The organism is Streptomyces sp. NPDC048018, from assembly GCF_043202995.1.
Taxonomy (GTDB): domain Bacteria; phylum Actinomycetota; class Actinomycetes; order Streptomycetales; family Streptomycetaceae; genus Streptomyces.
In genome coordinates, this window is record NZ_JBIDBK010000002.1 from 423,459 (window position 1) to 447,235 (window position 23,777).

The 23,777-nt window shown below is 73.4% G+C and carries 18 protein-coding genes; 10 read left to right on the top strand and 8 right to left on the bottom strand.

Features of this window, described 5'->3' with window-relative positions; genetic code table 11:
- Positions 1-64: 64 nt before the first annotated feature.
- On the top strand, positions 65-1,825 hold the full coding sequence (locus tag ACGF1Z_RS07775; protein WP_393001090.1) for a phosphatidylglycerol lysyltransferase domain-containing protein: 1,761 nt from the start codon (positions 65-67) through the stop codon (positions 1,823-1,825).
- Positions 1,822-2,535, top strand: coding sequence for a hypothetical protein (locus ACGF1Z_RS07780; RefSeq protein ID WP_393001092.1), 714 nt, complete (start codon positions 1,822-1,824; stop codon positions 2,533-2,535). The genes ACGF1Z_RS07775 and ACGF1Z_RS07780 overlap by 4 nt, the downstream gene beginning before the upstream one ends.
- Here the strand turns inward: ACGF1Z_RS07780 and ACGF1Z_RS07785 are convergent.
- Positions 2,475-3,239 carry a hypothetical protein gene (locus tag ACGF1Z_RS07785; RefSeq protein ID WP_393001094.1) on the bottom strand — a complete coding sequence of 255 codons (765 nt, stop codon included), beginning with the start codon at positions 3,237-3,239 and terminating at the stop codon, positions 2,475-2,477. The two genes, ACGF1Z_RS07780 and ACGF1Z_RS07785, sit on opposite strands and share 61 nt — an antisense overlap.
- 88 nt (positions 3,240-3,327) lie before the next feature.
- Here ACGF1Z_RS07785 and ACGF1Z_RS07790 point away from each other — a divergent pair, with 88 nt between their 5' ends.
- Positions 3,328-4,092 carry an adenosylcobinamide-GDP ribazoletransferase gene (locus tag ACGF1Z_RS07790; protein WP_393001096.1) on the top strand — a complete coding sequence of 255 codons (765 nt, stop codon included), beginning with the start codon at positions 3,328-3,330 and terminating at the stop codon, positions 4,090-4,092.
- On the opposite strand, the gene ACGF1Z_RS07795 is transcribed toward ACGF1Z_RS07790, so the two are convergent.
- Genes ACGF1Z_RS07795 through ACGF1Z_RS07815 form a run of 5 tightly spaced genes read right to left on the bottom strand, consistent with a single transcriptional unit; the run spans position 4,089 to position 10,926 of the window.
- Positions 4,089-4,874 carry an endo alpha-1,4 polygalactosaminidase gene (locus ACGF1Z_RS07795; RefSeq protein WP_393001098.1) on the bottom strand — a complete coding sequence of 262 codons (786 nt, stop codon included), beginning with the start codon at positions 4,872-4,874 and terminating at the stop codon, positions 4,089-4,091. The two genes, ACGF1Z_RS07790 and ACGF1Z_RS07795, sit on opposite strands and share 4 nt — an antisense overlap.
- Entirely contained in the window at positions 4,871-5,488 is a 618-nt protein-coding gene (locus ACGF1Z_RS07800) for a spherulation-specific family 4 protein (protein WP_393001100.1), read from the bottom strand. The genes ACGF1Z_RS07795 and ACGF1Z_RS07800 overlap by 4 nt, the downstream gene beginning before the upstream one ends.
- Positions 5,489-5,498: 10 nt before the next feature.
- A complete protein-coding gene (locus tag ACGF1Z_RS07805) occupies positions 5,499-7,121 on the bottom strand; it encodes a hypothetical protein (RefSeq protein ID WP_393001102.1) in 1,623 nt (540 codons plus the stop codon).
- Entirely contained in the window at positions 7,118-8,632 is a 1,515-nt protein-coding gene (gene pelF, locus ACGF1Z_RS07810; protein ID WP_393001104.1) for a GT4 family glycosyltransferase PelF, read from the bottom strand. Before pelF ends, ACGF1Z_RS07805 begins: the two co-directional genes overlap by 4 nt.
- 29 nt (positions 8,633-8,661) lie before the next feature.
- Positions 8,662-10,926 carry a hypothetical protein gene (locus tag ACGF1Z_RS07815; protein ID WP_393001106.1) on the bottom strand — a complete coding sequence of 755 codons (2,265 nt, stop codon included), beginning with the start codon at positions 10,924-10,926 and terminating at the stop codon, positions 8,662-8,664.
- Between the two features lie 303 nt (positions 10,927-11,229).
- Here ACGF1Z_RS07815 and ACGF1Z_RS07820 point away from each other — a divergent pair, with 303 nt between their 5' ends.
- From ACGF1Z_RS07820 to ACGF1Z_RS07845, 6 genes are all read left to right on the top strand, one after another.
- Entirely contained in the window at positions 11,230-12,738 is a 1,509-nt protein-coding gene (locus ACGF1Z_RS07820) for a leucyl aminopeptidase (protein WP_393001108.1), read from the top strand.
- 303 nt (positions 12,739-13,041) lie between these two features.
- Complete coding sequence (gene lpdA, locus ACGF1Z_RS07825; RefSeq protein ID WP_393001110.1) at positions 13,042-14,430, top strand: dihydrolipoyl dehydrogenase; 1,389 nt, start codon at positions 13,042-13,044, stop codon at positions 14,428-14,430.
- A gap of 60 nt (positions 14,431-14,490) precedes the next feature.
- The gene (gene sucB / locus ACGF1Z_RS07830; RefSeq protein WP_393001112.1) at positions 14,491-16,239 is read left to right on the top strand and encodes a 2-oxoglutarate dehydrogenase, E2 component, dihydrolipoamide succinyltransferase; all 1,749 of its coding nucleotides are present in this window, start codon (positions 14,491-14,493) and stop codon (positions 16,237-16,239) included.
- Positions 16,240-16,360: 121 nt separating this feature from the next.
- A complete protein-coding gene (locus tag ACGF1Z_RS07835) occupies positions 16,361-16,984 on the top strand; it encodes a GntR family transcriptional regulator (RefSeq protein WP_393001114.1) in 624 nt (207 codons plus the stop codon).
- Between the two features lie 298 nt (positions 16,985-17,282).
- Positions 17,283-19,988: a pyruvate dehydrogenase (acetyl-transferring), homodimeric type gene (aceE, locus tag ACGF1Z_RS07840; RefSeq protein ID WP_393001116.1), complete on the top strand. Its 2,706-nt coding sequence runs from the start codon at positions 17,283-17,285 to the stop codon at positions 19,986-19,988.
- A 113-nt stretch (positions 19,989-20,101) separates the two neighbouring features.
- Positions 20,102-21,082: a helix-turn-helix transcriptional regulator gene (locus ACGF1Z_RS07845; RefSeq protein ID WP_393001118.1), complete on the top strand. Its 981-nt coding sequence runs from the start codon at positions 20,102-20,104 to the stop codon at positions 21,080-21,082.
- 10 nt (positions 21,083-21,092) lie between these two features.
- Here ACGF1Z_RS07845 and ACGF1Z_RS07850 read toward each other — a convergent pair whose 3' ends face one another.
- Entirely contained in the window at positions 21,093-22,022 is a 930-nt protein-coding gene (locus ACGF1Z_RS07850; RefSeq protein ID WP_393001120.1) for an SDR family oxidoreductase, read from the bottom strand.
- Positions 22,023-22,121: 99 nt separating this feature from the next.
- Here ACGF1Z_RS07850 and ACGF1Z_RS07855 point away from each other — a divergent pair, with 99 nt between their 5' ends.
- Positions 22,122-22,643: a DUF4240 domain-containing protein gene (locus ACGF1Z_RS07855; protein WP_393002423.1), complete on the top strand. Its 522-nt coding sequence runs from the start codon at positions 22,122-22,124 to the stop codon at positions 22,641-22,643.
- Positions 22,644-22,903: 260 nt separating this feature from the next.
- On the opposite strand, the gene ACGF1Z_RS07860 is transcribed toward ACGF1Z_RS07855, so the two are convergent.
- Complete coding sequence (locus ACGF1Z_RS07860) at positions 22,904-23,698, bottom strand: SDR family NAD(P)-dependent oxidoreductase (RefSeq protein WP_393001122.1); 795 nt, start codon at positions 23,696-23,698, stop codon at positions 22,904-22,906.
- Between the last annotated feature and the right edge of the window lie 79 nt (positions 23,699-23,777).

Genomic DNA, 23,777 nt, shown 5'->3' on the forward strand with positions numbered 1-23,777 from the left:
GCCACGCGGGTGGACGCACTCCACACGAGGCCATGCGGAACGGTGCCCCATATGATCGCTTTTCATGGGAGAGGTCCGCTTGTCCACCGAAGGAGCGCCCCGGAGCACGGTCCGATCGCGGCGCAGCGCCGCGTTCACCGTCTGGTATCTGCGGGTCGTCACGTTCATCAACTTCCTGAGCGCCGTCTGGGTCTCGTTCGGCAACGACCTGCGCCGGCACAACGAGGACAACTACTTCACCCCGTACCTGCTCACCGCCGGCTTCGCCTCCGGGGTGTTCACGCTCTTCCTGGCGATCACCATGCGCCGGCGCAAGCGGGCCGCCTGGATCCTGAACATCGTGCTCTGCGGGCTCTTCCTGCTGCTGTTCCTGGTCGTGATGATCTTCCCGGAGATCCGGCAGCACGCCCAGAACTGGATCTCGCTGGTCCTGACGACCGCCTTCTTCCTGGCGCTGCTGTTCGGCCGCAAGGAGTTCTACGCCAAGGGTGACCGCTCCAACCCGCTCGCCGCGACCGTCGTGGCGGTCGGCGGACTGCTCGTCACCTCGCTGCTCGCCGCCGGCCTGGTCACCGTCACCAACACGGCGACCGCGCACTCGACCTTCCTGGAGCGCTGGCGGTACGGCGTGATGCGGCTGATCACGCTCGCCACCGACGACACGCGCTTCCCCGCCATCACCACTCCCGGCTGGGTCGACGTCGTCATCAACGTCATGTCCACGCTGCTGCTCTTCGCGGTGCTGTTCGCCGCCTTCCGCGCGCGGCGGGCGGTCGACCCGCTCACCGAGGAGGACGAGGACAAGCTGCGGACCCTGCTCGACAAGCAGGGCGACCGGGACTCCCTCGGCTACTTCGCGCTGCGCCGCGAGAAGAGCGTCATCTGGTCGCCCAGCGAGAAGGCGGCCGTCACCTACCGGGTGGTCGGCGGGGTCTCCCTGGCCTCCGGCGACCCGATCGGCGACCCCGAGGCATGGCCCGGCGCGATCGACCCGTGGCTGGCCGAGGCGCGCGAACACGGCTGGATCCCGGCGGTGATGGGCGCGAGCGAGGAGGCCGGGCAGATCTACGCCCGGCACGGGCTCGACGCCCTGGAACTGGGCGACGAGGCGATCGTGGAGACCGACGAGTTCACCCTCGACGGGCGGGCCATGCGCACCGTCCGGCAGGCCTACAACCGGGTCAAGCGGGCCGGCTACCAGGTCCGCATCCGGCGCCACGAGGACATCCCGGCCGACGAGATGGACGAGCTGCTCCGCATGGCCGACGACTGGCGCGACGGGGCCACCGAGCGCGGCTTCTCGATGGCGCTCGGCCGGCTCGGCGACCCGCGGGACGGGCGCTGCGTGATGCTGGAGTGCACCGACGCCCAGGGCGAGCCGCGGGCCCTGCTGTCCTTCGTGCCCTGGGGCCCGAAGGGACTCTCGCTCGACCTGATGCGCCGGGACCGGGACTCCGAGAACGGCCTGATGGAGTTCATGGTCATCGAGCTGCTGCAGCGCGCGAAGGAGATCGGGATCACTCAGGTCTCGCTGAACTTCGCGATGTTCCGCTCCGTCTTCGAACGCGGCTCGAAGCTCGGGGCGGGACCCGTGCTGCGCATGTGGCGTTCACTGCTCAGCTTCTTCTCCCGCTGGTGGCAGATCGAGTCGCTGTACCGCGCCAACGCCAAGTACCGACCGATCTGGGAGCCCCGATTCATGCTCTTCGAGAAGAGCGCCGACCTGCTGCGGATCGGCCTGGCCGCCGGCCGCGCCGAGGGCTTCCTGGAGGCCCCGGGGCTGCCGAAGTGGATGCATCGCAGACATCTGGAGGGCCGGCGTTGAGCCCTTCCCCGAAGGGCTTCGCACGGCGTGAGTGGGGCCGGCTCCACGCGACCGTACGGACCGCGCTCGTCACCCGCGGGTGGCGGGCGATCCCGATGACGCTGGCCGCGGTGTGCCTCACCTCGGTGTTCCAGATCGTGCAGAACCAGCCATGGGGCTATCAGGCGGTCCAGGACATCGGCTCCGTGCGGGCCGAGGACCCGCTCCTGCCGGCCCTGCTCCGTACCCCGCTGTCCCTGTTCGTACCGGCGCTCGACCTGCCGGTGTGGGGGGCGCTCGCGCAGGTCCTGCTGGTGTTCGGGATCGCGGAGATCTGCCTGGGCCGGTGGCGGACGCTGGGCATCGCGTACGTGGCGACGCTCGCGGGCACCCTGTACGCCCGGGTGGGCATCGCGCTCGGCCCGGACCACCCGCTGGGGCTGCCCGCCACCGACGCGCAGGTCGTCGACACCGGGCCGTCGGCGGCGGTGGTCGGTCTCGCCGTCTACGTGTGCTGGCGCTACCGGGCCCGCTGGACCGGCGTCCTGGTGGTCGTCGCGATGGGCGTGGAGGTGCTGGTCAAGAACAACCTGGCCGGCAAGGAGCACCTGGCCGCCATCGCCGCGGTCCTCGTGATCGTCGCCGGGCAGGAGTGGCGACGGCGGCGGCGTCAGCGCGGGGCGGAGCCGCGGCCGGGGACGCGCTCCTGGAAGCCGCCGATGATGTCCTGAGCCCTGCGGCGCACCCGGACCCAGCGCCTGTCGTGCCGGTAGGTGCGGATCCGCGAGCGGGCCCGGGCCCGGTGGCGGCGCGCGTACAGGCGCCGTGACCACCAGGAGCCGGGGCGGGCCAGGCGGACGGCGCCGACGATCGCGACGAAGGGGATCAGGGTGCCGATCACGGCCATCCGGAACTTCCCCTTCATCAGGGTGACCAGCACCAGGGCGAAGTTGAGCACGAGGGTGAGGACGAAGGTCGCCCGGTCCTGCTGCTCCTCGGCCGTCATGTCGTTCACGCCGAGCGGCGAGAAGCCGCCGAGCGTCAGCAGCACCAGGGCGGCGGTCAGGACGACGACCTCGACGCTCTTGCGGCCGTCCTCCGACCAGTAGACGTCGTCGAGATGGAGGATCAGCGCGAACTCGTCGAGCACGAGCCCGGCACCGACGCCGAAGACGACCGCGAACACGGCCGCGCCCACGCCGTGCCGCCCGCTGCCGACCGCCCCGAAGCCGCCGAGCACGGTGAGCACGACTCCCGGGACCACGTGGTGGATGTGCAGCCCGCCCGTGGAGACGTTCCGGAAGGGGCCCTTGCCGGCCCGGATGAGCCGGGTGATGGTCCGGGTGACGGCGAAGGTGAGCAGGAACGAGGCCAGGGCGAGAAGCAGCGGAAGCTTCCCGGGTTCGACGATGTTGCGGGAGAACCAGTGACCCATGCCACCCTCTGACGATCGGTCTGATTTGATCGGCTTGCGTACGTTATCGCCAATCTAGCGGTCCGGGCGGGGCACTACCCTTCCGCGGATGGACGGCCTGCGTTTCGCCTTCGGCACCCTCACCGTGATTCCCGCCCGCATCACCCGCTGGGACCGCGACGCGGCGCGCGCCGGGATGCTCTGTGCCCCGCTCGCGGGCCTCGTCGTCGGCCTGTTCGCGGCGGCGGTCGGCGGGGTGTTCCTGGTGCTCGGCTCGGGCCCGCTGCTCGCCGCCGTCCTGACGGTCGCCGTCCCCGCCGTCCTGACCCGCGGCCTGCACCTCGACGGCCTCGCGGACACCGCCGACGGCCTCGGCAGCGCCAAGCCCGCGGAGGACGCGCTGCGCATCATGAAGCAGTCCGACATCGGCCCGTTCGGCGTGATCGCCCTGCTCCTCGTGCTCCTGGCGCAGATCGCCGCCCTCGCCCGCCTCTACGGCGAGGGCTGGGCGCAGGGCACCGTCGCGGCCGCCCTCGCCGCGACGGTCGCCCGCCTCGCCCTCACCCACGCCTCCCGGCAGGGCGTCCCGGCCGCCCGCCCCGAGGGCCTGGGAGCGATCGTCGCCGCCACCGTCCCCGTCCGCGCCGCCGCCCTGGCGACCGCCGCGGTCCTCGCCCTGTGCGCCGCGTCGGGCGCCCTCTCCTCCGGGTACGACGCCCTGCGCCTGCTCCTCGCGGCGGTGGCGGCCCTCGGCGTGGCCGAACTCCTCCTGCGCCGCTGCGTGCGGCGCTTCGGCGGAGTGACCGGTGACGTCTTCGGCGCGGTCGAGGAGACGGCGGCGACGGCGATGCTGATCGCGCTGACGCTGGGTTAGCAGGCCTGCCGCCAGGCCCCCAGGTCGTACCTCTTCCGCATCGAGCCGAAGCCCAGTTCGCGGGTCCGCGGGCAGAACGCGGCGGGGGCCAGTTCGTACTCGGCGTGGAAGACCGCCTTGCCGGCGCGGACGAAGGGGGTCAGGAGGTCGCACTCCTCGTACTCGGCGCACTGCTCGTTGACCGCGAAGTCGAAGTCGGGGAGGAGCAGCGGGATCTGGTCGAGGTCGTTCTTCAGGCCGACGGCCAGGCCGCGGTCGTGGGCCAGACGGGCGATCAGGCGGTTGTAGCGGAGTTGGTCGGCGGCGGTGAGGGGGAAGCCGGTCGCGTTCGCGTAACCGTCCATGTTGTCGGGCTCGACCGCGTCGAAGCCCTTGGCGCGGCACATGTCGAGGCGGGCGCCCATCAGCGGGGCGAGCAGGTCGGTGCGGCGGATGTCGAGCCAGCGCTCGCCGGACCAGCCGTTGCCCCTGCCCAGGAGGGACGCGGGGAACTTCCCGGCGTCCGGGCGGAAGTCCTCCCACGCGCCGGTGGAGACGTAGCAGATGACCTTGCGGCCGCGCCGGTGCAGGTCGGCGACGGTCGCGGCGGAGTGGTCGAAGCCGTCGATGTCGTAGACGGGGGCGTCCACCGACGGGTCCAGCCGGCCGCTGAGCTGCCACTGCCAGGCGAGGCCCGGGCGGGGCTGCCAGCGGGGCGCCCGGGGCGCGGGGTCGTCGGGCGGTGGGGCCGTCGTGCAGGCCGCGAGCAGCAACAGGGCGAGCAGGGGCAGGAGGCGTCTCACCGGGCGGGCTCCAGGGTGTGCGGAAGGGTGCCCCAGGGATGGGCCCCGGTGCCGGGGACGACGCAGTGCACCGGGGTGGCCGGACGGGCACCGGCCGGGGCCGCGTAGACGAGGTGGCAGTAGTGGTCGGCGACCGGCAGGTCCAGGCCCTGGTAGGAGTCCCACGGGCCCTCGAAGGTGACGAGGAGGTCGGCCAGGGCCTCGTAGCCCGGGGCGGGGTGGGCGCCGTGGTTGAGGACGAGGGTGCGCGAACCGGCGGCCCGCGCGGACACCGCGAGCCGCCGGTAGTGCGGCAGCGCGTCCGGGTCCGTCGGCACCTGGTCGAGGAACGCGCCGTCGGCCCCGTACCAGTCGCGGTGCCGGACCAGGTCGGCGACGACGTCGGCGTGCGGGCGGCGCCCGTAGTCGGTGTCCGCGTAGCCGAGGACCCGCACCCCGGCGCCCCGCAGCCGGGCGGCGACCTCGGCGAACGCGGGGTCGGGAGCCGGGCCCGCGCCGCTCGCCGGGTTGAGGACGACGCCGTAGAGGGACGAGGCCGCCGCGACGACGGAGGCCCAGTGCTCGGGACGCTCGGCGGGGTGCTCGTAGAACGGCACGAGGAGGGAGGAGTTCACAGTCCGGCCCCTAGAAGCGGTGGGCGGTCGGTCGTACCAGCAGAACACAGGTGAGCACGCACAGCACGGCCGCCGCGACGCCCGCGGCGACCGGCCCCGCGGCGGGCGCGGCTGCCTGCGCGGCGGCCGCCGGCAGGCAGACCGCGGCGGCGCTCGACACCGCGCCGAAGGCCTGGAGCAGCAGCCCCAGCCACAGCACCGCGCCGACGAGCAGCAGCGAGCCGACCCGGCCGGCGGAGACGGCGGCGCCGGGCCACAGGAGGGCGGCGGCCACGGTGAGGACGGACAGCAGGGCGAGGTAGCCGCCGAGACAGCGGGCCAGCATGCCGGTGACGGCACGCCGGAACTCCCCCGCCGTCGTCAGCAGCCGCAGCCGGGTCAGGCTGGCGCCGCGGAAGCGGTGCAGCAGCCATTCGGCCGGGCCCATGGAGAGGCTCAGCGCGATGACCGCGTCCGCGCCCGCGTACAGCATCAGCAGCCCGCTGCCGAGGCCGAAGAGGCCGTACGGGAGGGAGCGCGCGAACGGCGGGCCGCCGCGGCCCCCGGCCCGCCGGCCGATCCCCGGCCGCAGCGCGAGCGCCGCGAAGACGGTACCCGCGGCGAGCGAGAGGAGCAGCGGGGCGACGCGCAGTGCGTCCGGCAGGTCGTGGAGCGGTGCGGGCAGCAGGGCGGCCAGCGGCGACAGGCTGACGAGCAGGGCCCGTTCGCGCCCGAGGACGAGCAGGACGGTGGCCGCGGCCAGGTACAGCGCCTGCCCGGCGGCGAACAGCGCGGCCGGCCCCTCTCCCGGCCCCGCGGCGGCGAAGGCGACGAGCGCCCCGGCGAGCGCCCCGGCCGGAGCGCCGGTGAGCAGGGCGCGGGCGGCGGCCGGGCGGTCGCCGAGTCCGAGCCAGCTGTACGCGCGGTGGGCGAGGGACTGGTTCCACATCCAGCCGGTGACCGCGCCCGCGAGCAGCGGCACGGCCCCGGGCGGCAGTCCGTACCGCCCCGGACCGCCGGCCGGCAGGGGCGCCCCGAGCACGTACGCGAGCCCGGGCAGCGCGAACAGCAGCCCGCGCAGCAGGCATCCGGGGAGCCCGGTGTGCCAGGGTCCGGCGGGCGGCGCCTCGGGCTCCGGGTGGCGGCGCTCGGTGCGCGCGTAGAGGTCCTCGGCGAGGGCGAAGGAGTCGGCGCGGCCGTAGGTGAGCCGGATGTGATCGTCCGTCATGCCGTCGGACTCGAGGATCGCGGCTATCTCGTCGGGGTGCACGGCGACGGCGGCGAGCGCGTCGAGCCGGTCGGCGAGCGCGTCCAGCGGGTCGGCGGCGAGGGGCCCGGCCCCCGGGGCCCCGGGGGCCGGCCGGCCGGGGTCGCCCGCGGGCGCGGGCGCGGGGGCGGAGGGCCCGCCCGTCGGCCGCGGGGCGGCGGGCGGGTCCGGCGGCGCGGTGGCCGGCGCCGCACCGGTCGGGCGGGCGCCGGGGCGGTGCGGGCCGCGGGCGGGGCGGGCCTCCGCGCCGCCCCGGGTGGGCGGGCCGGAGGGCGGGGCAGGGGCGGGGCCCTCCCCCGTCCCGCGCCGGCCCGTCGCGCGTTGCCGCGGGATCGCCGGGAGGGAGTCGCCCGTCGTAGGGGGCTTCAGCCAGAGGGAGCCGCTCATGTCCACACGCCTCCGGCCGCTTCGGTGCGCCAGGGGTCGGTGAGGCGGACGGTCCAGTCCTGCGGTTCCTCGGGCGCGGTGACCGGGCGGCCGGCCAGTTCCCGGTAGATGCGGCGGAAGCCGTCGACCGAGCGGTGCAGGGTGAAGCGGTCGACGACCCGCTGGCGCGCGCGGCGGGCGAGGTCGGCGCGGCGTTCCCGGTCGCGGAGGAGTGCGGTGGTGGCGGCGGCCATGACGGCCGGTTCGCGGGGCGGGACGACGAGGCCGGTGTCGCCGACGGCCTCGCGGACGCCGCCGACGTCGGTGGAGACGGTGGCCCGGCCGCAGGACATGGCCTCGATCAGGGAGAAGGGGAAGCCCTCGCTGATGGAGGACAGCATGACGATGTTGCCGGCGGCGTAGGCACCGGCGACGTCGGAGGTGCGGCCCTCGAAGGTGACGCCGTCGTGCACGCCGAGTTCGGCGGCGAGCTTCTCCAGGCGGGTGCGGTAGTCCTCGTTGCCCGCCGGCACCGGGCCGAAGAGCCGCAGCCGCAGCTCGGGGAGCTCGGCCCGGCAGATGGCGTAGGCGCGGACGAGGGTCTCCAGGTCCTTGATGGGGTCGACCCGGCCCACCCAGCTGAGGGTGGGGGTCTCCGGCTCGGGCCCGGCCCAGGGGAAGGCGGCGGGGTCGACGCCGTTGTAGACGGTGCGGATGCGCGAGACGGGTGCGCCGCCGCGCTCCTCCCAGCGGCGGTTGTACCGGTTGCAGGGGGTGATGAGGTCCGCCTTGCGGTAGCCGAGGGAGTTGAGCTCCCGGTAGAAGCCGAGCAGCAGGGACTTGACGGGGAAGCGCTGGGCCTCGGTGCGGTAGCCGAGGTAGCGCTCGCGCAGGTAGATGCCGTGTTCGGTGAGCAGGAAGGGCACCCCTTCGAAGTGCTGGGCGGCGAGCGCCGGCAGGGTGGCGAGTCCGCTGGAGACGGCGTGCGCGACCCGGGCGCCGGATATGCGGGCGGCGAGCGGGCGCAGCGCGTGTTCGAGCAGGTCGGTGGCGGTCAGCGCGTCGTGGACGGTGGGCCGGGCCGCGGCCGTCGGCAGGTGCGGCATGGTCCAGATCCACATCAGGGAGCGGAGCACCCGCTCGGTGCGCAGGGCGGCGGTGAGCCGTCCGGCGCGGGCGAGTTCGGCGAGTTCCCAGAGGCTCTCGCCGAAGTCGCAGCCCGCGGACGGGTCGAGGATCGCGAGCAGGAAGCGCTCGTAGGTGTCGAGGAAGCGGCGGCGGGTCCGGCCGCGCGGGGCCGTCCTGGCCCGCTCGGGGGCGGGGCCCCAGAGCGGGTAGGAGGTGTGCGCGGTGAGGTTGGGCGGCAGTTCCCAGGTGACGGGTTCCCGGCCGCTGCCGGTGAGGGCGAGGACGTGGAAGTCGACCTCGGGCATGCCCCGGATGAGCTGGTCGCACCAGGTGCTCACGCCTCCGTGGACGTGCGGATAGGTGCCTTCGGTGAGCATGGTGACATGGCGGCCACTGCTCGGCATGTGCGGTCCCCCCGGACGGAACGTGCTGGTCAGATGGTCGGAAGCTGGAGCGTGACGCCGCTCTGGAGCAGTTCGGGCGTGGTCCAGGCCGACCGGGTGCCCGCGTAGGCGGTGCCGAACGCGGCGGTGCCGAGGAGGAGTTGCCTGCGGGTGCCCTCGGGCGCGGTGAGCGGGACGGCGACGCCGGAGGGGGCCCTGACGGTGACGGTGGCGCCGATCCGGTAGGCGGTGACCTGGCCGGCGGCGAGTGCCCGGTCCCAGGCGGCACGCCGGTTCAGCTCGGTGCCGACGTCCTTCTGACGCGGGTTCACCAGGGGGGTGTTGTCGGCGAACAGCGCCCGGTAGTCGGCCAGGACCGCGTCGAGGACGGGGTAGAGGAGGCGCTCCTCGGCGAGGTTGGACTGGTGCACGTAGTGCGGCCGCGGGTCGTTGCCCAGCACGTGGGTGAGGGCGGTGCGGGCCTCGCGCGGGACGATGTGGGCGGCGTAGCCGGTGGCGGTGTCGAGCGGGGCGGGCAGGCAGGTGGAGGCCGGGTTGTCCTCGCAGATGCCGCTGCCGCCGTCGGCGCGCGAGGTGTAGATCCAGTTGTACTCGTCGGTCATCTCGGCGGCGGTGCCCACGTTGTAGTAGACGTTCATGGGGTGCCGGGGCACGGTCTGCGCCGCGTTGGAGCCGCTGCCGACGGAGCGCTGGGCCGGTTCCCTGGAGTTGTCGCTCCCGGTCCACCGGACGCCGTTGTCGGCGAGGGCGCCCGCGAGGTTGGGGTTGTCGACGGGCTGCTGCGGCAGGGTCCTCAGGCCGGAGTGCTCGCCGGTGACGAGTTCGCTGCGGTCGACGGGGAGTCCCTTGCCGAGGGCCCAGTCGAGGTTGGCGCGGATCTCGGTGGAGATCGCGGACCTGCTGACCCACTGGGTGGCCCCGGTGGACGTCTTGGCGCAGCTCCAGGGGACGGTGGTGGCGTCCTGGACACAGCCGAGGAAGGGGTGGGTGTAGGTGTGGTTGATCCACCGGTACTGCGCGCGGTCGGCGATCAGCCGGGCGGCGAGCGGGTCGGTGCCGCCGTGCTCGGACTTCCACTGCTCGCCCTGGCCGCCGTTGTAGACCATGTCGAGCAGGAAGCCGGAGGACTTCTGCCAGGCGGCGGCGTACGCGGCGTCGTCGGCGGTCATCCGGACCGGGTTCTCGGGCTGTCCGGCCCCTCCGGGGCAGTCGAGGTCGCCGGGGGTGCAGTTGCGGACGGTGTCCCAGCGCGCGTCGGGGGCGAAGACGTCGTCCACGTGCACGGAGAGGTAGTTGCGGCTCTGGCCGAGGTGGACGCCCTGGGTGAGCCACTCGACGATGCCGCGGGCGAGCGCCCGGAACTGCCGCTGGTGGGGGTTGTAGGCGAAGGTGACGACGAGCTCGCGGCGTCCGTCGTGGGCGTACTCGCCGATGAGGCTGGCCCGGCCGCCGCCCGGCACGGGCATGTCCAGGTAGCTGGTGTAGCCGGCCCGGGGGCGGCCCGCGTAGCCGTAGCTCTCGGAGACGTCCGGGGCGTTGTCCTCGAAGGTCACCGGGCCCCTGAGGTCGCGGAAGGGGCCCGCCCGGCCGGCGGGCGTGACGGAGGCGCGGGCGCCGTCGAGGACGCCGGACCAGCCGCCGTCGGAGGTGTAGTCGAGTCCGACGCCGGGGTGTGCCCAGGTGTACGCGTCGACCTGCGGGATGCCGAAGGCCTTCTCGTAGGCGACGAGCGCGGTCTGCTCGGCGGAGTCGGGGCCGAAGGCGGACTCGTGCGGGAGGACGACGCCCTGGTACCGGGCGCGGGGCCGGCCGGTCGCGCTGTCGGAGGGGTCGCTGAGGAAGGCCGCGGTGAGGACCGGGCGGTCGGCGTCGTTGAGGTCGAGGGTGCGGTACGGGATGCCGGAGCCGGCCAGTTCGGCGGTGATCGCCCGGACGGCGCTGCCGCCGTCGTCGACGACGAGCACGGTCAGGTCGATCCGCGGGGCGGGGTCCGCGGCGCCGGCCTGCGCGGAGGGCACGACGGTGGCCAGCAGCCCGGCGGCGGCCAGCGCGGCGATCCGGGCGGCCCGGGGGCCGCGGGGCGAGCGGGCCACCCGGCCGGCCCGGTGGCCCCGGGGGGTGCCGGTGGCACGGGCGGCGCCGGCAGGAGCCCCCGCCGCGGACGGGGACACGGGGCCGGAGGCGGACGCGTCGCCGGAAGGGACCCCGGACGCGGGGCCGGGGACGGCGGACGCGGGGCCGGCGGTGGAGGTGCGGGCGGCGTTTCTGGGCGTGCGGAAGCGGCCGGAATCCATCGGTGGTGTCCCCCCTCGGCGGTCCCGCCGGACGGCGGGACCCGCGAGATGTCGCAGCTGGGGCGAGGGACGGACGGGACCGCCCTCGCACGATTGAGGCGAGTGTGAAACGAGCCCGCGGGGCTCGCGAGGTAAACCCGGCAGAGACTCCACGGATGAGTGAATCACCGCCGCCGTGAGCGAGACCGTCGAGCGAGCGTAGGCTCGTTCCCGGCGCTCATCGGGCCGAAATACGATGCGGCGGGCACGGTCGGCCCATCCCTCGACCGCCACAGAACTCAACGGAAGCGAGAAATCACCACCGTGACTGCTCTCACTCTCAGCACCGCCGGAGCGGCGACGCTGCGCGCCGACGCCCTGGTCGTCGGCGTCGCGAAGGCCGGCAAGACGCTCGTCGTCGCCCCCGGCGCGGAGCTCGTCGACCAGGCCTTCGACGGTGGACTGGCCGCCGTCCTGGAGACGCTGGGCGCCTCCGGCGCCGAGGGTGAGGCGACCAAGCTGCCCTCCCCCGCCGGCCTCAAGGCACCCGTCGTCGTCGCCGTCGGCCTGGGCTCCGCCCCCGAGGACGGCGCGGAGTACGGCACCGAGACCCTGCGTCGCGCCGCGGGCACCGCCGCCCGGGTCCTGACCGGCTCGAAGAAGGCCGCCTTCGCCCTCCCCGTCGCCTCCCCCGAGGCCGTCGGCGCCGTCTCCGAGGGCGCGCTGCTCGGCGCGTACGCCTACACCGCGTACCAGGAGAACGGCCAGGGCGCGAAGAAGCCGCTGGCCGAGGTCGCCCTCCTCGGCGCGAAGCCGCGCGACAAGGCCCACAAGGCCGCCGCGGAGCGCGCGCTCGCCGTCGCGGAGGAGATCAACCGCGCCCGCGACCTGATCAACATGCCGCCGAACGACCTGTACCCGGCCACCTTCGCCACCGCCGTCCAGACGGCCGGCAAGGAGCACGGCCTCAAGGTGCAGGTGCTCGACGAGAAGGCCCTCGCCAAGGGCGGCTACGGCGGCATCCTGGGCGTCGGCATGGGCGCGACCCACCAGCCGCGCCTGGTCCGCGTGGCCTACACGCACCCGAAGGCGGAGAAGACCCTGGCCCTGGTCGGCAAGGGCATCACCTACGACTCGGGCGGCATCTCCCTGAAGCCGGCCGGCCACAACGAGACGATGAAGTGCGACATGAGCGGTGCCGCCGCCGTGTTCGCCACCGTCGTGGCCGCCGCCCGCCTGGGCCTCGCCGTCAACGTCACCGGCTGGCTCGCCCTGGCCGAGAACATGCCGTCCGGCAACGCGCTGCGCCCCGGCGACGTGCTGCGCATGTACAGCGGCAAGACCGTCGAGGTCCTCAACACGGACGCCGAGGGCCGGCTGGTCCTCGCGGACGCGCTGACCAAGGCCTCCGAGGAGCACCCGGACGCGATCGTCGACGTGGCCACCCTGACCGGTGCCATGGTCCTGGCGCTCGGCAACCGCACCTTCGGCGTCATGGCGAACGACGACGCCTACCGCACCGCGATCCACGAGATCGCGGAGGAGGTCGGCGAGCAGTCCTGGCCGATGCCGCTCCCGGCGGACCTGCGCAAGGGCATGGACTCCCCGACCGCCGACATCGCCAACATGGGCGAGCGGATGGGCGGCGGCCTGGTCGCCGGCCTGTTCCTGAAGGAGTTCGTGGGCGAGGGCATCACCTGGGCCCACCTGGACATCGCGGGCCCGGCCTTCCACGAGGGCGCCCCGTACGGCTACACCCCGAAGGGCGGCACCGGCTCCTCGGTGCGCACCCTGGTGCGCCTGGCGGAGCTGACCGCCGACGGCGAGGTCTGAGCGGGTCCCGCGAGGGCACCCCTCGGTCGCACGATCACGCGGGACCCCGGGCGTCACGCCCGGGGTCCCGCCCCTTCGCCCGCGACGGGATCCGTGGCTTCCCGCGCCCCCGTCACCCCTCCGTACGGACGATCGGCCGGTCTCATCCCCCGGCCCCGCGTCCCGCCGTCCGGCAACAAGTGCGAAGATGGGTTCTCGGCAGGACAGGGCCCCCACCACAGGGCCGAAGAAAATGCGGCCGGAACCAGCCGCCGCCCGGTCAGGGAAGACCGGCGACGAGCGCACATGCATGGAGGACGTGACGTGGCGAACGACGCCAGCACCGTTTTCGACCTAGTGATCCTCGGCGGCGGTAGCGGCGGTTACGCCGCGGCGCTGCGCGGAGCGCAGCTGGGCCTGGACGTCGCACTGATCGAGAAGAACAAGCTCGGCGGCACCTGCCTGCACAACGGCTGCATCCCGACGAAGGCCCTGCTCCACGCCGGCGAGGTCGCCGACCAGGCGCGCGAGGCGGAGCAGTTCGGTGTCAAGGCCTCCTTCGAGGGCATCGACATCAAGGCCGTGCACAAGTACAAGGACGACGTGATCTCGGGCCTCTACAAGGGTCTGCAGGGTCTGGTCGCCTCCCGCAAGGTGACGTACATCGAGGGCACCGGTCACCTGTCCTCCCCCACCTCCGTCGATGTGGACGGCCGTCGCGTCGAGGGCCGTCACGTCCTCCTCGCCACCGGTTCCGTGCCGAAGTCGCTGCCGGGTCTGGAGATCGACGGCAACCGCATCATCTCCTCGGACCACGCGCTGACCCTGGACCGGGTCCCGGAGTCCGCGATCATCCTCGGCGGCGGCGTCATCGGCGTCGAGTTCGCCTCGGCGTGGAAGTCCTTCGGCACCGACGTCACGGTCATCGAGGGCCTGAAGCACCTCGTCCCGGTCGAGGACGAGAACAGCTCCAAGCTGCTGGAGCGCGCCTTCCGCAAGCGCGGCATCAAGTTCAACCTGGGCACCTTCTTCCAGTCGGCCGAGTACACCGACAGCGGTGTCAAGGTCACCCTGGCGGACGGCAAGACCTTCGAGGCCGAGGTGCTGCTCGTCGCCATCGGCCGCGGCCCGGTCTCGGCCGGTCTCGGCTACGAGGAGCAGGGCGTCGCGATGGACCGCGGCTACGTCCTCGTCGACGAGTACATGCGCACCAACGTGCCCACGATCTCCGCGGTCGGCGACCTGGTCCCGACGCTGCAGCTCGCGCACGTCGGCTTCGCCGAGGGCATCCTCGTGGCGGAGCGGCTGGCCGGCCTGAAGCCCGTTCCCGTCGACTACGACGGCGTGCCGCGGGTGACGTACTGCCACCCGGAGGTCGCCTCCGTCGGCATCACCGAGGCCAAGGCCAAGGAGATCTACGGCGCGGACAAGGTCGTCGCCCTGAAGTACAACCTCGCGGGCAACGGCAAGAGCAAGATCCTCAAGACCGCGGGCGAGATCAAGCTCGTCCAGGTCAGGGACGGTGCCGTGGTCGGCGTCCACATGGTCGGTGACCGTATGGGCGAGCAGGTCGGCGAGGCGCAGCTGATCTACAACTGGGAGGCGCTGCCGGCCGAGGTCGCGCAGCTCATCCACGCCCACCCGACGCAGAACGAGGCGCTCGGCGAGGCCCACCTGGCCCTGGCCGGCAAGCCTCTGCACTCCCACGACTGACGCTCACGTCACACGGGCGCGACGACCACTTTCCGCAATTCGTTAGGAGCAACTGAAACCATGTCGGTTTCCGTAACCCTGCCGGCGCTCGGCGAGAGCGTCACCGAGGGCACCGTCACCCGCTGGCTCAAGGCCGAGGGTGAGCGTGTCGAGGCCGACGAGCCGCTGCTCGAGGTCTCGACCGACAAGGTCGACACCGAGATTCCCGCCCCCGCCTCGGGCATCCTGGCCTCCATCAAGGTCGCCGAGGACGAGACGGTCGAGGTCGGCGCCGAGCTGGCCATCATCGACGACGGCAGCGGCGCCGCGGCTCCGGCCCCGGCCGCCGAGCCCGCCGCCGCCCCGGCCCCCGCGGCCGAGGCCCCCGCCGAGCCGGCCCCCGCCGCCGAGGCCCCGGCCGCCGAGCCGGCCCCGGCGGCCGAGGCTCCGGCCGCCGCCCCGGCCGGTGGCGCCACCGGGACGGACGTCGTGCTGCCCGCGCTGGGCGAGTCCGTCACCGAGGGCACCGTCACCCGCTGGCTGAAGTCGGTCGGCGAGACCGTCGAGGCCGACGAGCCGCTGCTCGAGGTCTCCACGGACAAGGTCGACACCGAGATCCCGGCCCCGGCCTCCGGTGTGCTGCTCGAGATCGTCGTCGGCGAGGACGAGACCGCCGAGGTCGGCGCCAAGCTCGCCGTCATCGGTGCCGCGGGTGCCGCTCCCGCCGCCGCTCCGGCTCCGGCCGCCCCGGCCCCCGCCGCCGCTCCGGCCCCGGCTCCGGCTCCGGCTCCCGCTCCGGCCGCCCAGGCTCCGGCTCCGGCCCAGGCCGCCCCGGCTCCGGCCGCTCCGGCCCCGGCTCCCGTCGCCCCGGCCGCCCCCGCCCCCGCCGCCGCACAGCCGGCGGAGGACGGTGCCTACGTGACCCCGCTGGTCCGCAAGCTCGCCACCGAGAACGGTGTCGACCTGGGGGCCGTCAAGGGCTCGGGCGTCGGCGGCCGTATCCGCAAGCAGGACGTCCTCGCGGCCGCCGAGGCCAAGAAGGCCGCCGCCGCCGCTCCCGCCGCCCCGGCCGCCGCCGCGCCGAAGGCCCCCGCCCTGGAGGTCTCCCCGCTGCGTGGCCAGACGGTGAAGATGACCCGCATGCGCAAGGTCATCGGCGACAACATGATGAAGGCGCTGCACGGCCAGGCCCAGCTGTCCTCGGTCGTCGAGGTCGACATCACCAAGCTGATGAAGCTGCGCGCCCGTGCCAAGGACGCGTTCGCCGCCCGTGAGGGCGTCAAGCTCTCCCCGATGCCGTTCTTCGTGAAGGCGGCGGCCCAGGCGCTGAAGGCCCACCCGGTCATCAACGCCCGGATCAACGAGGACGAGGGCACCATCACGTACTTCGACTCGGAGAACATCGGCATCGCCGTGGACTCCGAGAAGGGTCTGATGACGCCGGTCATCAAGGGTGCGGGCGACCTGAACATCGCCGGTATCTCGAAGGCCACGGCCGAGCTGGCGGGCAAGGTCCGCGCCAGCAAGATCACGCCGGACGAGCTGTCCGGTGCGACCTTCACCATCAGCAACACCGGCTCGCGCGGTGCGCTGTTCGACACGATCATCGTCCCGCCGAACCAGGTCGCCATCCTGGGCATCGGCGCCACGGTCAAGCGTCCGGCCGTCATCGAGACCGCCGAGGGCACCGTCATCGGCGTCCGCGACATGACCTACCTGACGCTGTCGTACGACCACCGCCTGGTCGACGGCGCCGACGCGGCCCGCTACCTGACGGCCGTCAAGGCGATCCTCGAGGCCGGCGAGTTCGAGGTCGACCTCGGTCTGTAAGGCAGACGGCCGAAAGGCAACGTAACAAGCCTCACCTGCGGCGCCCCCGTCCGGATGTGTTTCCGGGCGGGGGCGCCGCCGTATTGTCTTAGTGTCCAGTGACTCCTAAGGAGCGGCCCCCATGACCATGCCCGTCGTCCATTCGCTGCGCGAGCAGATCCGCGAGCACATCGTGGAGGGCATCGTCAGCGGCCGCTGGAAGCCGGGCGAGCGCATCGTGGAGCGACGGATCGCGACGGAGCTGGAGGTCTCGCAGACCCCCGTCCGGGAGGCGCTGCGCGAGCTGGAGTCGCTGCGGCTGATCGAGTCGGCTCCCAACAAGGGCGTCCGGGTGCGCAATCTGACGGCCGCGGACCTGGAGGAGAGCTACCCCGTCCGGGCGGGTCTGGAGCAGATCGCGGCGGAGCTGGCGGCGGGCCGGCTCGCCGCGGACTGCTCGGCCCTGGAGCCGCACGTCGCGGCCCTGTACGAGGCGGACGCGGTCTCGGACGGCACGGCGCAGGTGCGGCACACGGTGGCCTTCCACCGGGAGCTGGTGAAGGCGGCCGGGAACGGCGTGCTCCTGCACACCTGGGAGGGCCTGGGCATCGAGGTGTTCACGGCGCTGTCGATCCGCTGGCTGGGCACGGTGCAGAAGTCGTACGCGGAGGAGCACGATGAGCTCGTGGAGGCCTTCCGCCGGGGCGACCCGAACATCGGGGCGCTGGTGAAGGCGCATGTGCTGGGGTGTGCGCCGAGGGCGTGATCCGGCCACCGGACGTCATGAGCGGGTCTGTGTCGAACAGGCCCGCTCATTCGTGCGCCGGGGCTCTCAATCGCTCTCCTACCTGCACGGATCCTTCGAAAACAAGGCACCGGGTGCCCGTTTTCGCGGCACCCTGTGCCGACTTTCTCGCTCCGGGGAAGTTTTTCGCTTCAACGCTTTGATCGATCATCGATCGGCGGCTTACAGTCTTCGGCGGGCCGTACCCCGGCCCTTCGCCCTGTCCTGCCAGACAAGGCCCCCTTTATCTCCACCCCCACCTGTCCGGAAGGCGGCGATCATGACCGATCCCGTAGGCAAGATTCCGAGTGAGCTCGACCAGCTCCCGGACCGTGACACCGAGGAGACCGCCGAGTGGGCGGCCTCCCTCGACGCCGTCACCAAGGCCGCCGGCCCGCACCGGGCCGCCTACCTGATGCGCCGCACGCTCCAGCACGCCGAGGGCGCGGGCCTGGCCCTGCCCAAGCTGCTGGAGACGGACTACGTCAACACCATCCCCACCTCCGCCGAGCCCGTCATCGACGGCGACGAGGAGATGGAGCGCCGGATCACCGCGTGGAACCGCTGGAACGCGGCCGCGATGGTCACCCGCGGCGCCAAGCACGGCGTCGGCGGCCACATCGCCACCTTCGCCTCCGCGGCCTGGCTCTACGAGACCGGCTTCAACCACTTCTTCAAGGGCAAGGAGTCCGGCGAGGCCGCCGGCTCCGGCGACCAGCTCTACATCCAGGGCCACGCCTCCCCCGGCATCTACGCCCGCGCCTTCCTCGACGGGCGCCTGGACGAGACGCACCTCGACAACTTCCGGCAGGAGTCCGGCGGCAACGGCCTGCCCTCCTACCCGCACCCGCGGCGCCTCCCCTGGCTGTGGGAGTTCCCCACCGTCTCCATGGGGCTCGGCCCGCTCTCCGCGATCTACCAGGCGCGCTTCAACCGCTACCTGACCAACCGCGGCATCAAGGACGTCTCCTCCTCGCACGTCTGGGCCTTCCTCGGCGACGGCGAGATGGACGAGCCCGAGTCCACCGCGGCCCTCGCACTGGCCGCCCGCGAGGGTCTGGACAACCTGACCTTCGTCATCAACTGCAACCTGCAGCGCCTCGACGGCCCGGTCCGCGCCAACTTCAAGATCGTTCAGGAGCTGGAGGCCCAGTTCCGCGGCGCCGGCTGGAACGTCGTGAAGTCGCTGTGGGGCAACGCCTGGGACGAGCTGTTCGCGCTCGACACCACCGGCGCCCTGGTCCGCCGCCTCCGCGAGGTGCCGGACGCGCAGGTCCAGACGTACCAGACCCGTGACGCCGCCTACATCCGCGCCGACTTCTTCGGCAAGGACCCGGCGCTCGTCGAGATGGCGAAGCTGCTGTCCGACGACAAGATCCTCGAGTGCTTCCACCTCTCCCGCGGTGGCCACGAGCCGCGCAAGGTGTACGCCGCGTACAAGGCCGCCCTGGAGTTCAAGGGCGCGCCGACGGTGATCCTGGCGCAGACCGTCAAGGGCTTCACCCTGGGCGAGGGCTTCGCGTCGAAGAACGCGAACCACCAGATGAAGAAGCTGTCCGCGGACGAGTTCAAGGCCATGCGGGACCTGCTGGACCTGCCGATCTCGGACGCACAGTTCGTCGACGGCGTGGTCCCCTACGGCCACCCGGGCGCCGACTCCCCCGAGGTGCGCTACCTCCAGGAGCGCCGCGCGGCCCTGGGCGGCCCCGCCCCGGCCCGCCGCGTGCACCCGCTCGCGCCGCTGCCGGCCCCGGCCGAGAAGGCCTTCACCGCCTTCGACAAGGGCTCCGGCTCGCAGTCCGTCGCCACCACGATGGCCTTCGTCCGCCTGATCAAGGACCTGGTCCGCGACAAGGAGACCGGCAAGCGCTGGGTCCCGATCGTCCCGGACGAGGCCCGCACCTTCGGCATGGAGTCCCTCTTCCCCTCGCTCGGCATCTACTCGCCGAAGGGCCAGACGTACGAGCCGGTCGACCGCGACCAGCTGATGTACTACAAGGAGGCCGTCAACGGCCAGATCCTGAACGAGGGCATCACCGAGGCCGGCTCCATGGCCGACTTCATCGCCGCGTCCACCGCGTACGCGACGCACGGCGAGGCGATGATCCCGTTCTACATCTTCTACTCGATGTTCGGCTGGCAGCGGACCGCCGACCAGATGTGGCAGCTCGGCGACCAGCTCGGCCGCGGCTTCCTCGTCGGCGCCACCGCCGGCCGCACCACCCTCACCGGTGAGGGCCTGCAGCACGCCGACGGCCACTCCCCCGTCATCGCGGCCACCAACCCGGCGGCGCTGACCTACGACCCGGCGTTCGCCTACGAGGTCGCGGCCATCGTCAAGGAGGGCCTGCGCCGCATGTACGGCGAGGCGGCCGAGGGCGAGGACCAGAACGTCTTCTACTACCTCACCGTCTACAACGAGCCCATGCCGCAGCCGGCCAAGCCGGCCGGGGTCGACGAGGGCATCGTCAAGGGCCTCTACCGCTTCAACACGGCCGAGTCGGCCGGCCTGGAGCTGCCCGCGAACGCCACCCGCATCCAGCTGCTCTCCTCCGGCACGGCCATCCACTGGGCCCTGGAGGCGCAGAAGCTGCTCGCCGCCGAGTGGGGCGTGGCCGCCGACGTGTGGTCCGCGACCTCCTGGACCGAGCTGCGCCGTGACGCGCTGGAGGCCGACGCGGCCCTCCTGCGCGGCGAGGAGCGCGTCCCGTACATCCGCCAGGCCCTGGAGGGCGTGGACTCCCCCGTCCTCGCCGTCTCGGACTACATGCGCCAGGTCCCGGACCAGATCGCGCAGTGGGTCGAGCAGGACTACACCTCGCTGGGCGCCGACGGCTTCGGCCTGTCGGACACCCGCGACGCCGCCCGCCGCCACTTCGGCGTCGACGCCCGGTCGATCGTCGTGGCCGCCCTCGCCCAGCTCGCCCGCCGCGGCGAGGTCCAGGTGACGGCCGTGAAGGAGGCGCGCGAGCGCTACGGCCTGTAAGGCCTGATCCGACCGGTCCGGGGGGCCGTGACCGTACGCGCGTACGGTCACGGCCCCCCGGCCGTGTCCGGGCACCGCACCCCGGCGGGCGGCACGGATGGCAGGCTGGGGGGATGCGTGCCGCCCGCCTCATCAAGATGGTGCTCCTGCTGCAGTCCCGGGCGTCGATGACCGCGGCCGAGCTGGCGGAGGAGCTGGAGGTGTCCGAACGGACCGTCACCCGGGACGCGTCGGCGCTCTCCGAGGCGGGGGTGCCGGTGTACGCGGACCGCGGCCGGGCGGGCGGGTACCGGCTCGTCGGCGGCTACCGCACGCGGCTGACCGGGCTCGCGCGCGGCGAGGCGGAGGCGCTCTTCCTGTCGGGGCTGCCGGGGGCGCTGCGGGACATGGGGCTCGCGGACGCGGCCTCGGCGGCCCGCCTGAAGGTGTCGGCGGCGCTCCTGCCCTCCCTGCGGGACGCGCCGGAGGCGGTGGGGCGGCGCTTCCACCTGGACGCGCCGGCCTGGTACCAGGAGCCGGAGACTCCGGAACTGCTCGCGCCGCTCGCGGAGGCGGTGTGGGACGACCGGCCGGTGCGGGCCCGCTACCGGCGGGGCGACGCCGAGGTGGCGCGGGACCTGGAGCCGTACGGGCTCGTCCTGAAGGCGGGGGTCTGGTACGTGTGCGCCCGGGCCGGCTCCTCGTACCGCACCTACCGGGTGGACCGGTTCGCCGAGGTGACGGTGGGCGAGGAGCCCTTCGAACGGGACCCGGACTTCGATCTGGCGGCGTTCTGGACCGAGCGGTCGGCGGAGTTCGCGCGCTCGCTGCTGCGGGCCGAGGTGGTGCTGCGGCTCACGGAGGCGGGCGCGCGGCGGCTGCCGTACGTGACGGACCGGGCGGCGGCCGAGGAGGCGCTGGCGGCGGGCGTCGCCGAGCCGGACGGGCGGGTCTCGGCGGTGCTCCGGGTGGAGAGCGAGGAGGTGGCGTTCGGCCAGTTGCTCGGCCTGGGCCCGGAGGCGGAGGTGCTGGCCCCGGCGGCGCTCCGGGAGCGGTTCGCGGCGGCCGCCCTGGGCATGGCCGCGCGCTACGGGCAGCCGGCCGGCCCGCGCTGACCCGCCCGCCCTACCGGTAGTCCTCGACGGACACGTCCGGGTCGGTCTCCTGGGCGATCATGAAGCCCCATGCGTCCGGCCGCGAGCCGTCCGCGTCGGTGAAGCCGTACTCCCGCGCCAGCTGTCCGCTGGACAGCGACTGTCCGTTCCAGCGGGCCCGGCCGGGGTCGGCGGCGAGCGCCGCGACGGCCCGGCCCACGTAGACCGGGGACTCGGCGACCGCGAAGTCCGGCAGGTCCCCGGTGGCGTCGCGCCAGTTCTCCTCGGTGACGCCGAAGTGCGCGAGCATCTGCTCGGACCTGAGCCAGCCGGGGGTGACGGCGACGGCGCTGCCGCCGTACTCCGCCAGCTCCTTCGCGAGGCCGAAGGCCATCCGGATGGGGGCGTTCTTGGCGAGGTCGTAGAAGAGGTTCTCGCGGTAGCGGGTGCCGTTGTACCGGGCGGTGCCGTCGGTGACCTCGACGACGAGTCCCCCGGGGTGGCGGATCAGCAACGGCAGCAGGGCGTGCGAGGTGACGACGTGTGTCTTCACGCCGAGTTCGAGCATCCGCAGGCCGTCGTCCAGGTCGACCTCCCAGGTCTTCCTGCCGAAGGACGGCCCGAGGAGGTGCTCGCCGCCCCAGACGTCGTTGACGAGGACGTCGAGCCGGCCGTGGTCGCGGTCGATCCGCCCGGCCAGGGCGCGGACCCGGTCGGCCTCCAGGTGGTCGGTGGGGACGGCGACGCCGTCACCGCCGGCGGCCGTGACGAGCTCCGCGGTCTCCTCGATGGTCTCGGTGGCCCGGCCGACCTCGCTGACCTTGTCGCGAGTGGTGCGCCCGGTGACGTAGACGGTGGCCCCGGCGGCGCCGAGCTGGACGGCGATGGCGCGTCCGGCACCGCGGGTGGCGCCGGCGACGAGGGTGACACGTCCTGCGAGGGGCTTCGTTTCCGTGGTCATGCGAGCAGCCTGACAGGGAAATCCGACATCTCCTGTCCGGATTCTTTTCGGCCGTTTCCGGGTGCGTCGCCCCCCGCGACCCACGATGCTTGTCCCGTGATGGACGAGACGGAGTTCTGGGAGATGATCGACTCCACCCGGGAGCGGGCGGAGGGCGATCCGGACGAGCACGCCGACCTGCTCGTGGAGCGGCTGACCCTGCTCGACCCGGATTCCGTCGTGGACTTCGCCCGCCATTTCGAGGCCCGTTACAACCGCGCGTACACCTGGGACCTGTGGGGCGCGGCGGCGGTGCTGCTCGACGGGGCGGGGGTGGAGGCCTTCGACTACTTCCGCTGCTGGCTGATCGGCCAGGGCCGGGAGGTCTTCGAGGGCGCGGTGCACGATCCGGACGCCCTGGCCGAGCTGCTCGTCGACTTCGACGAGGAGATCGACGGGGACGGCGAGGAGCTGGGTTTCGCCGCGGACGAGGCGTACGAGCGCCTGACCGGCGCGGAGACGCCGGACCTGGGGATTCCGCCGCCGGGCGCGGAGCCCGAGGGCACCCCGTTCGACCTGGGCGACGAAGGGGTGCTCGCGGCGCGCTTCCCGCGGCTGTGGGCCCGGTTCGGCCCCGGGTGACCGGGATGCGACGGGTGCGGGGACCGGGAGTCCACGGCCCCGGCGCGCCGGGGGTCGGCGGCCGTGGCGGGGACGGGCGTCAGCGGGTGGGTGCCGCCGGCGGTCCGGGCCCCGGCGGCCCTGGGGCCCGGTCGGGTCCACCGCGCGGGTGGGCCGCCCGTTCGGACCTCGGGCGGCCGTAGCCGGGGCGTAGGCCCTGTCCTCGGACTCCCGCCTGCCCCGCCGGGCAACGACGGGAGCGTGACGACAGGACCCCTGGGTCAGAAGTGGGTGCCGCCGTCGATGCGGACCTCGGTGCCGGTGATGAACCGGCCGTCCTCGGAGGCGAGCATCGCGACGACGCCGGCGACGGTCTCGGGGCCCGCGAAGCCCTGGCCGAGGGCGGGGGCGAGCTTGGTGAAGAGGGACCAGTCGGTGTCCTCGGGCAGGCCCGGGCCCAGGGACTGCTTGCTGGCGCCGGAGCCGTCGGTCATGCCGGAGGAGATGGAGCCGGGCTGCACCGCGGTGAAGCGGATGCCCTGCTTGGCGTACTCGGCGGCGAGCGCGTGGGTCATCGACTGGATGCCGCCCTTGCTGGCCGCGTAGGCCGCCATGTAGGGGTGGGCGAACATCGCGGACGTGGAGGAGAAGTTCACGACGGCGGAGCCGTTGCCCTCCAGGAGCGCCGGTATCGCCTCGCGGATCACCAGGAAGGTGCCGGTGAGGTTGACCCGGACGACCTGCTCGAAGGCCTCGAGGGTGGTCTCGTGGGTGTGCGAGGAGCGCAGGATGCCGGCCGCGTTGACCAGCACGTCCAGGCCGCCGAGGGCGGCCACGGCGGCGGCCACGCCCTCGCGCACCGAGGCCTCGTCGCCGATGTTCACCAGGACGGTGGTCAGCCGGCCGGCGGCGTCGCCGGCCTTGGCGACGGTGTCCTTGAGGCCGTCCTCGCTGATGTCGGCGGCGACCACGGTGCCGCCCTCCGCCAGCATGCGCAGCACGGTGGCCTGGCCGATGCCGGAGCCGCCGCCGGTGACGAGTGCGCGGCGTCCTTCGTAGCGGGTCAGCTGGTTCATGACGACAACCTCTCGATGTCGAGTTTTCCGGGGGTGCCGCCACCGTACGCCCAAGTGGCACGTTTTGCCACACCTGCAT

Coding starts and splice junctions, on each gene's coding strand:
- ACGF1Z_RS07775 (WP_393001090.1), top strand. CDS start 65: ATGGGAGAGGTCCGCTTGTCCACCGAAGGAGCGCCCCGGAGCACGGTC.
- ACGF1Z_RS07785 (WP_393001094.1), bottom strand. CDS start 3,239: ATGGGTCACTGGTTCTCCCGCAACATCGTCGAACCCGGGAAGCTTCCG.
- ACGF1Z_RS07790 (WP_393001096.1), top strand. CDS start 3,328: ATGGACGGCCTGCGTTTCGCCTTCGGCACCCTCACCGTGATTCCCGCC.
- ACGF1Z_RS07805 (WP_393001102.1), bottom strand. CDS start 7,121: ATGAGCGGCTCCCTCTGGCTGAAGCCCCCTACGACGGGCGACTCCCTC.
- pelF (WP_393001104.1), bottom strand. CDS start 8,632: ATGCCGAGCAGTGGCCGCCATGTCACCATGCTCACCGAAGGCACCTAT.
- ACGF1Z_RS07815 (WP_393001106.1), bottom strand. CDS start 10,926: ATGGATTCCGGCCGCTTCCGCACGCCCAGAAACGCCGCCCGCACCTCC.
- sucB (WP_393001112.1), top strand. CDS start 14,491: ATGTCGGTTTCCGTAACCCTGCCGGCGCTCGGCGAGAGCGTCACCGAG.
- ACGF1Z_RS07835 (WP_393001114.1), top strand. CDS start 16,361: ATGACCATGCCCGTCGTCCATTCGCTGCGCGAGCAGATCCGCGAGCAC.
- aceE (WP_393001116.1), top strand. CDS start 17,283: ATGACCGATCCCGTAGGCAAGATTCCGAGTGAGCTCGACCAGCTCCCG.
- ACGF1Z_RS07845 (WP_393001118.1), top strand. CDS start 20,102: ATGCGTGCCGCCCGCCTCATCAAGATGGTGCTCCTGCTGCAGTCCCGG.
- ACGF1Z_RS07850 (WP_393001120.1), bottom strand. CDS start 22,022: ATGACCACGGAAACGAAGCCCCTCGCAGGACGTGTCACCCTCGTCGCC.
- ACGF1Z_RS07855 (WP_393002423.1), top strand. CDS start 22,122: ATGGACGAGACGGAGTTCTGGGAGATGATCGACTCCACCCGGGAGCGG.
- ACGF1Z_RS07860 (WP_393001122.1), bottom strand. CDS start 23,698: ATGAACCAGCTGACCCGCTACGAAGGACGCCGCGCACTCGTCACCGGC.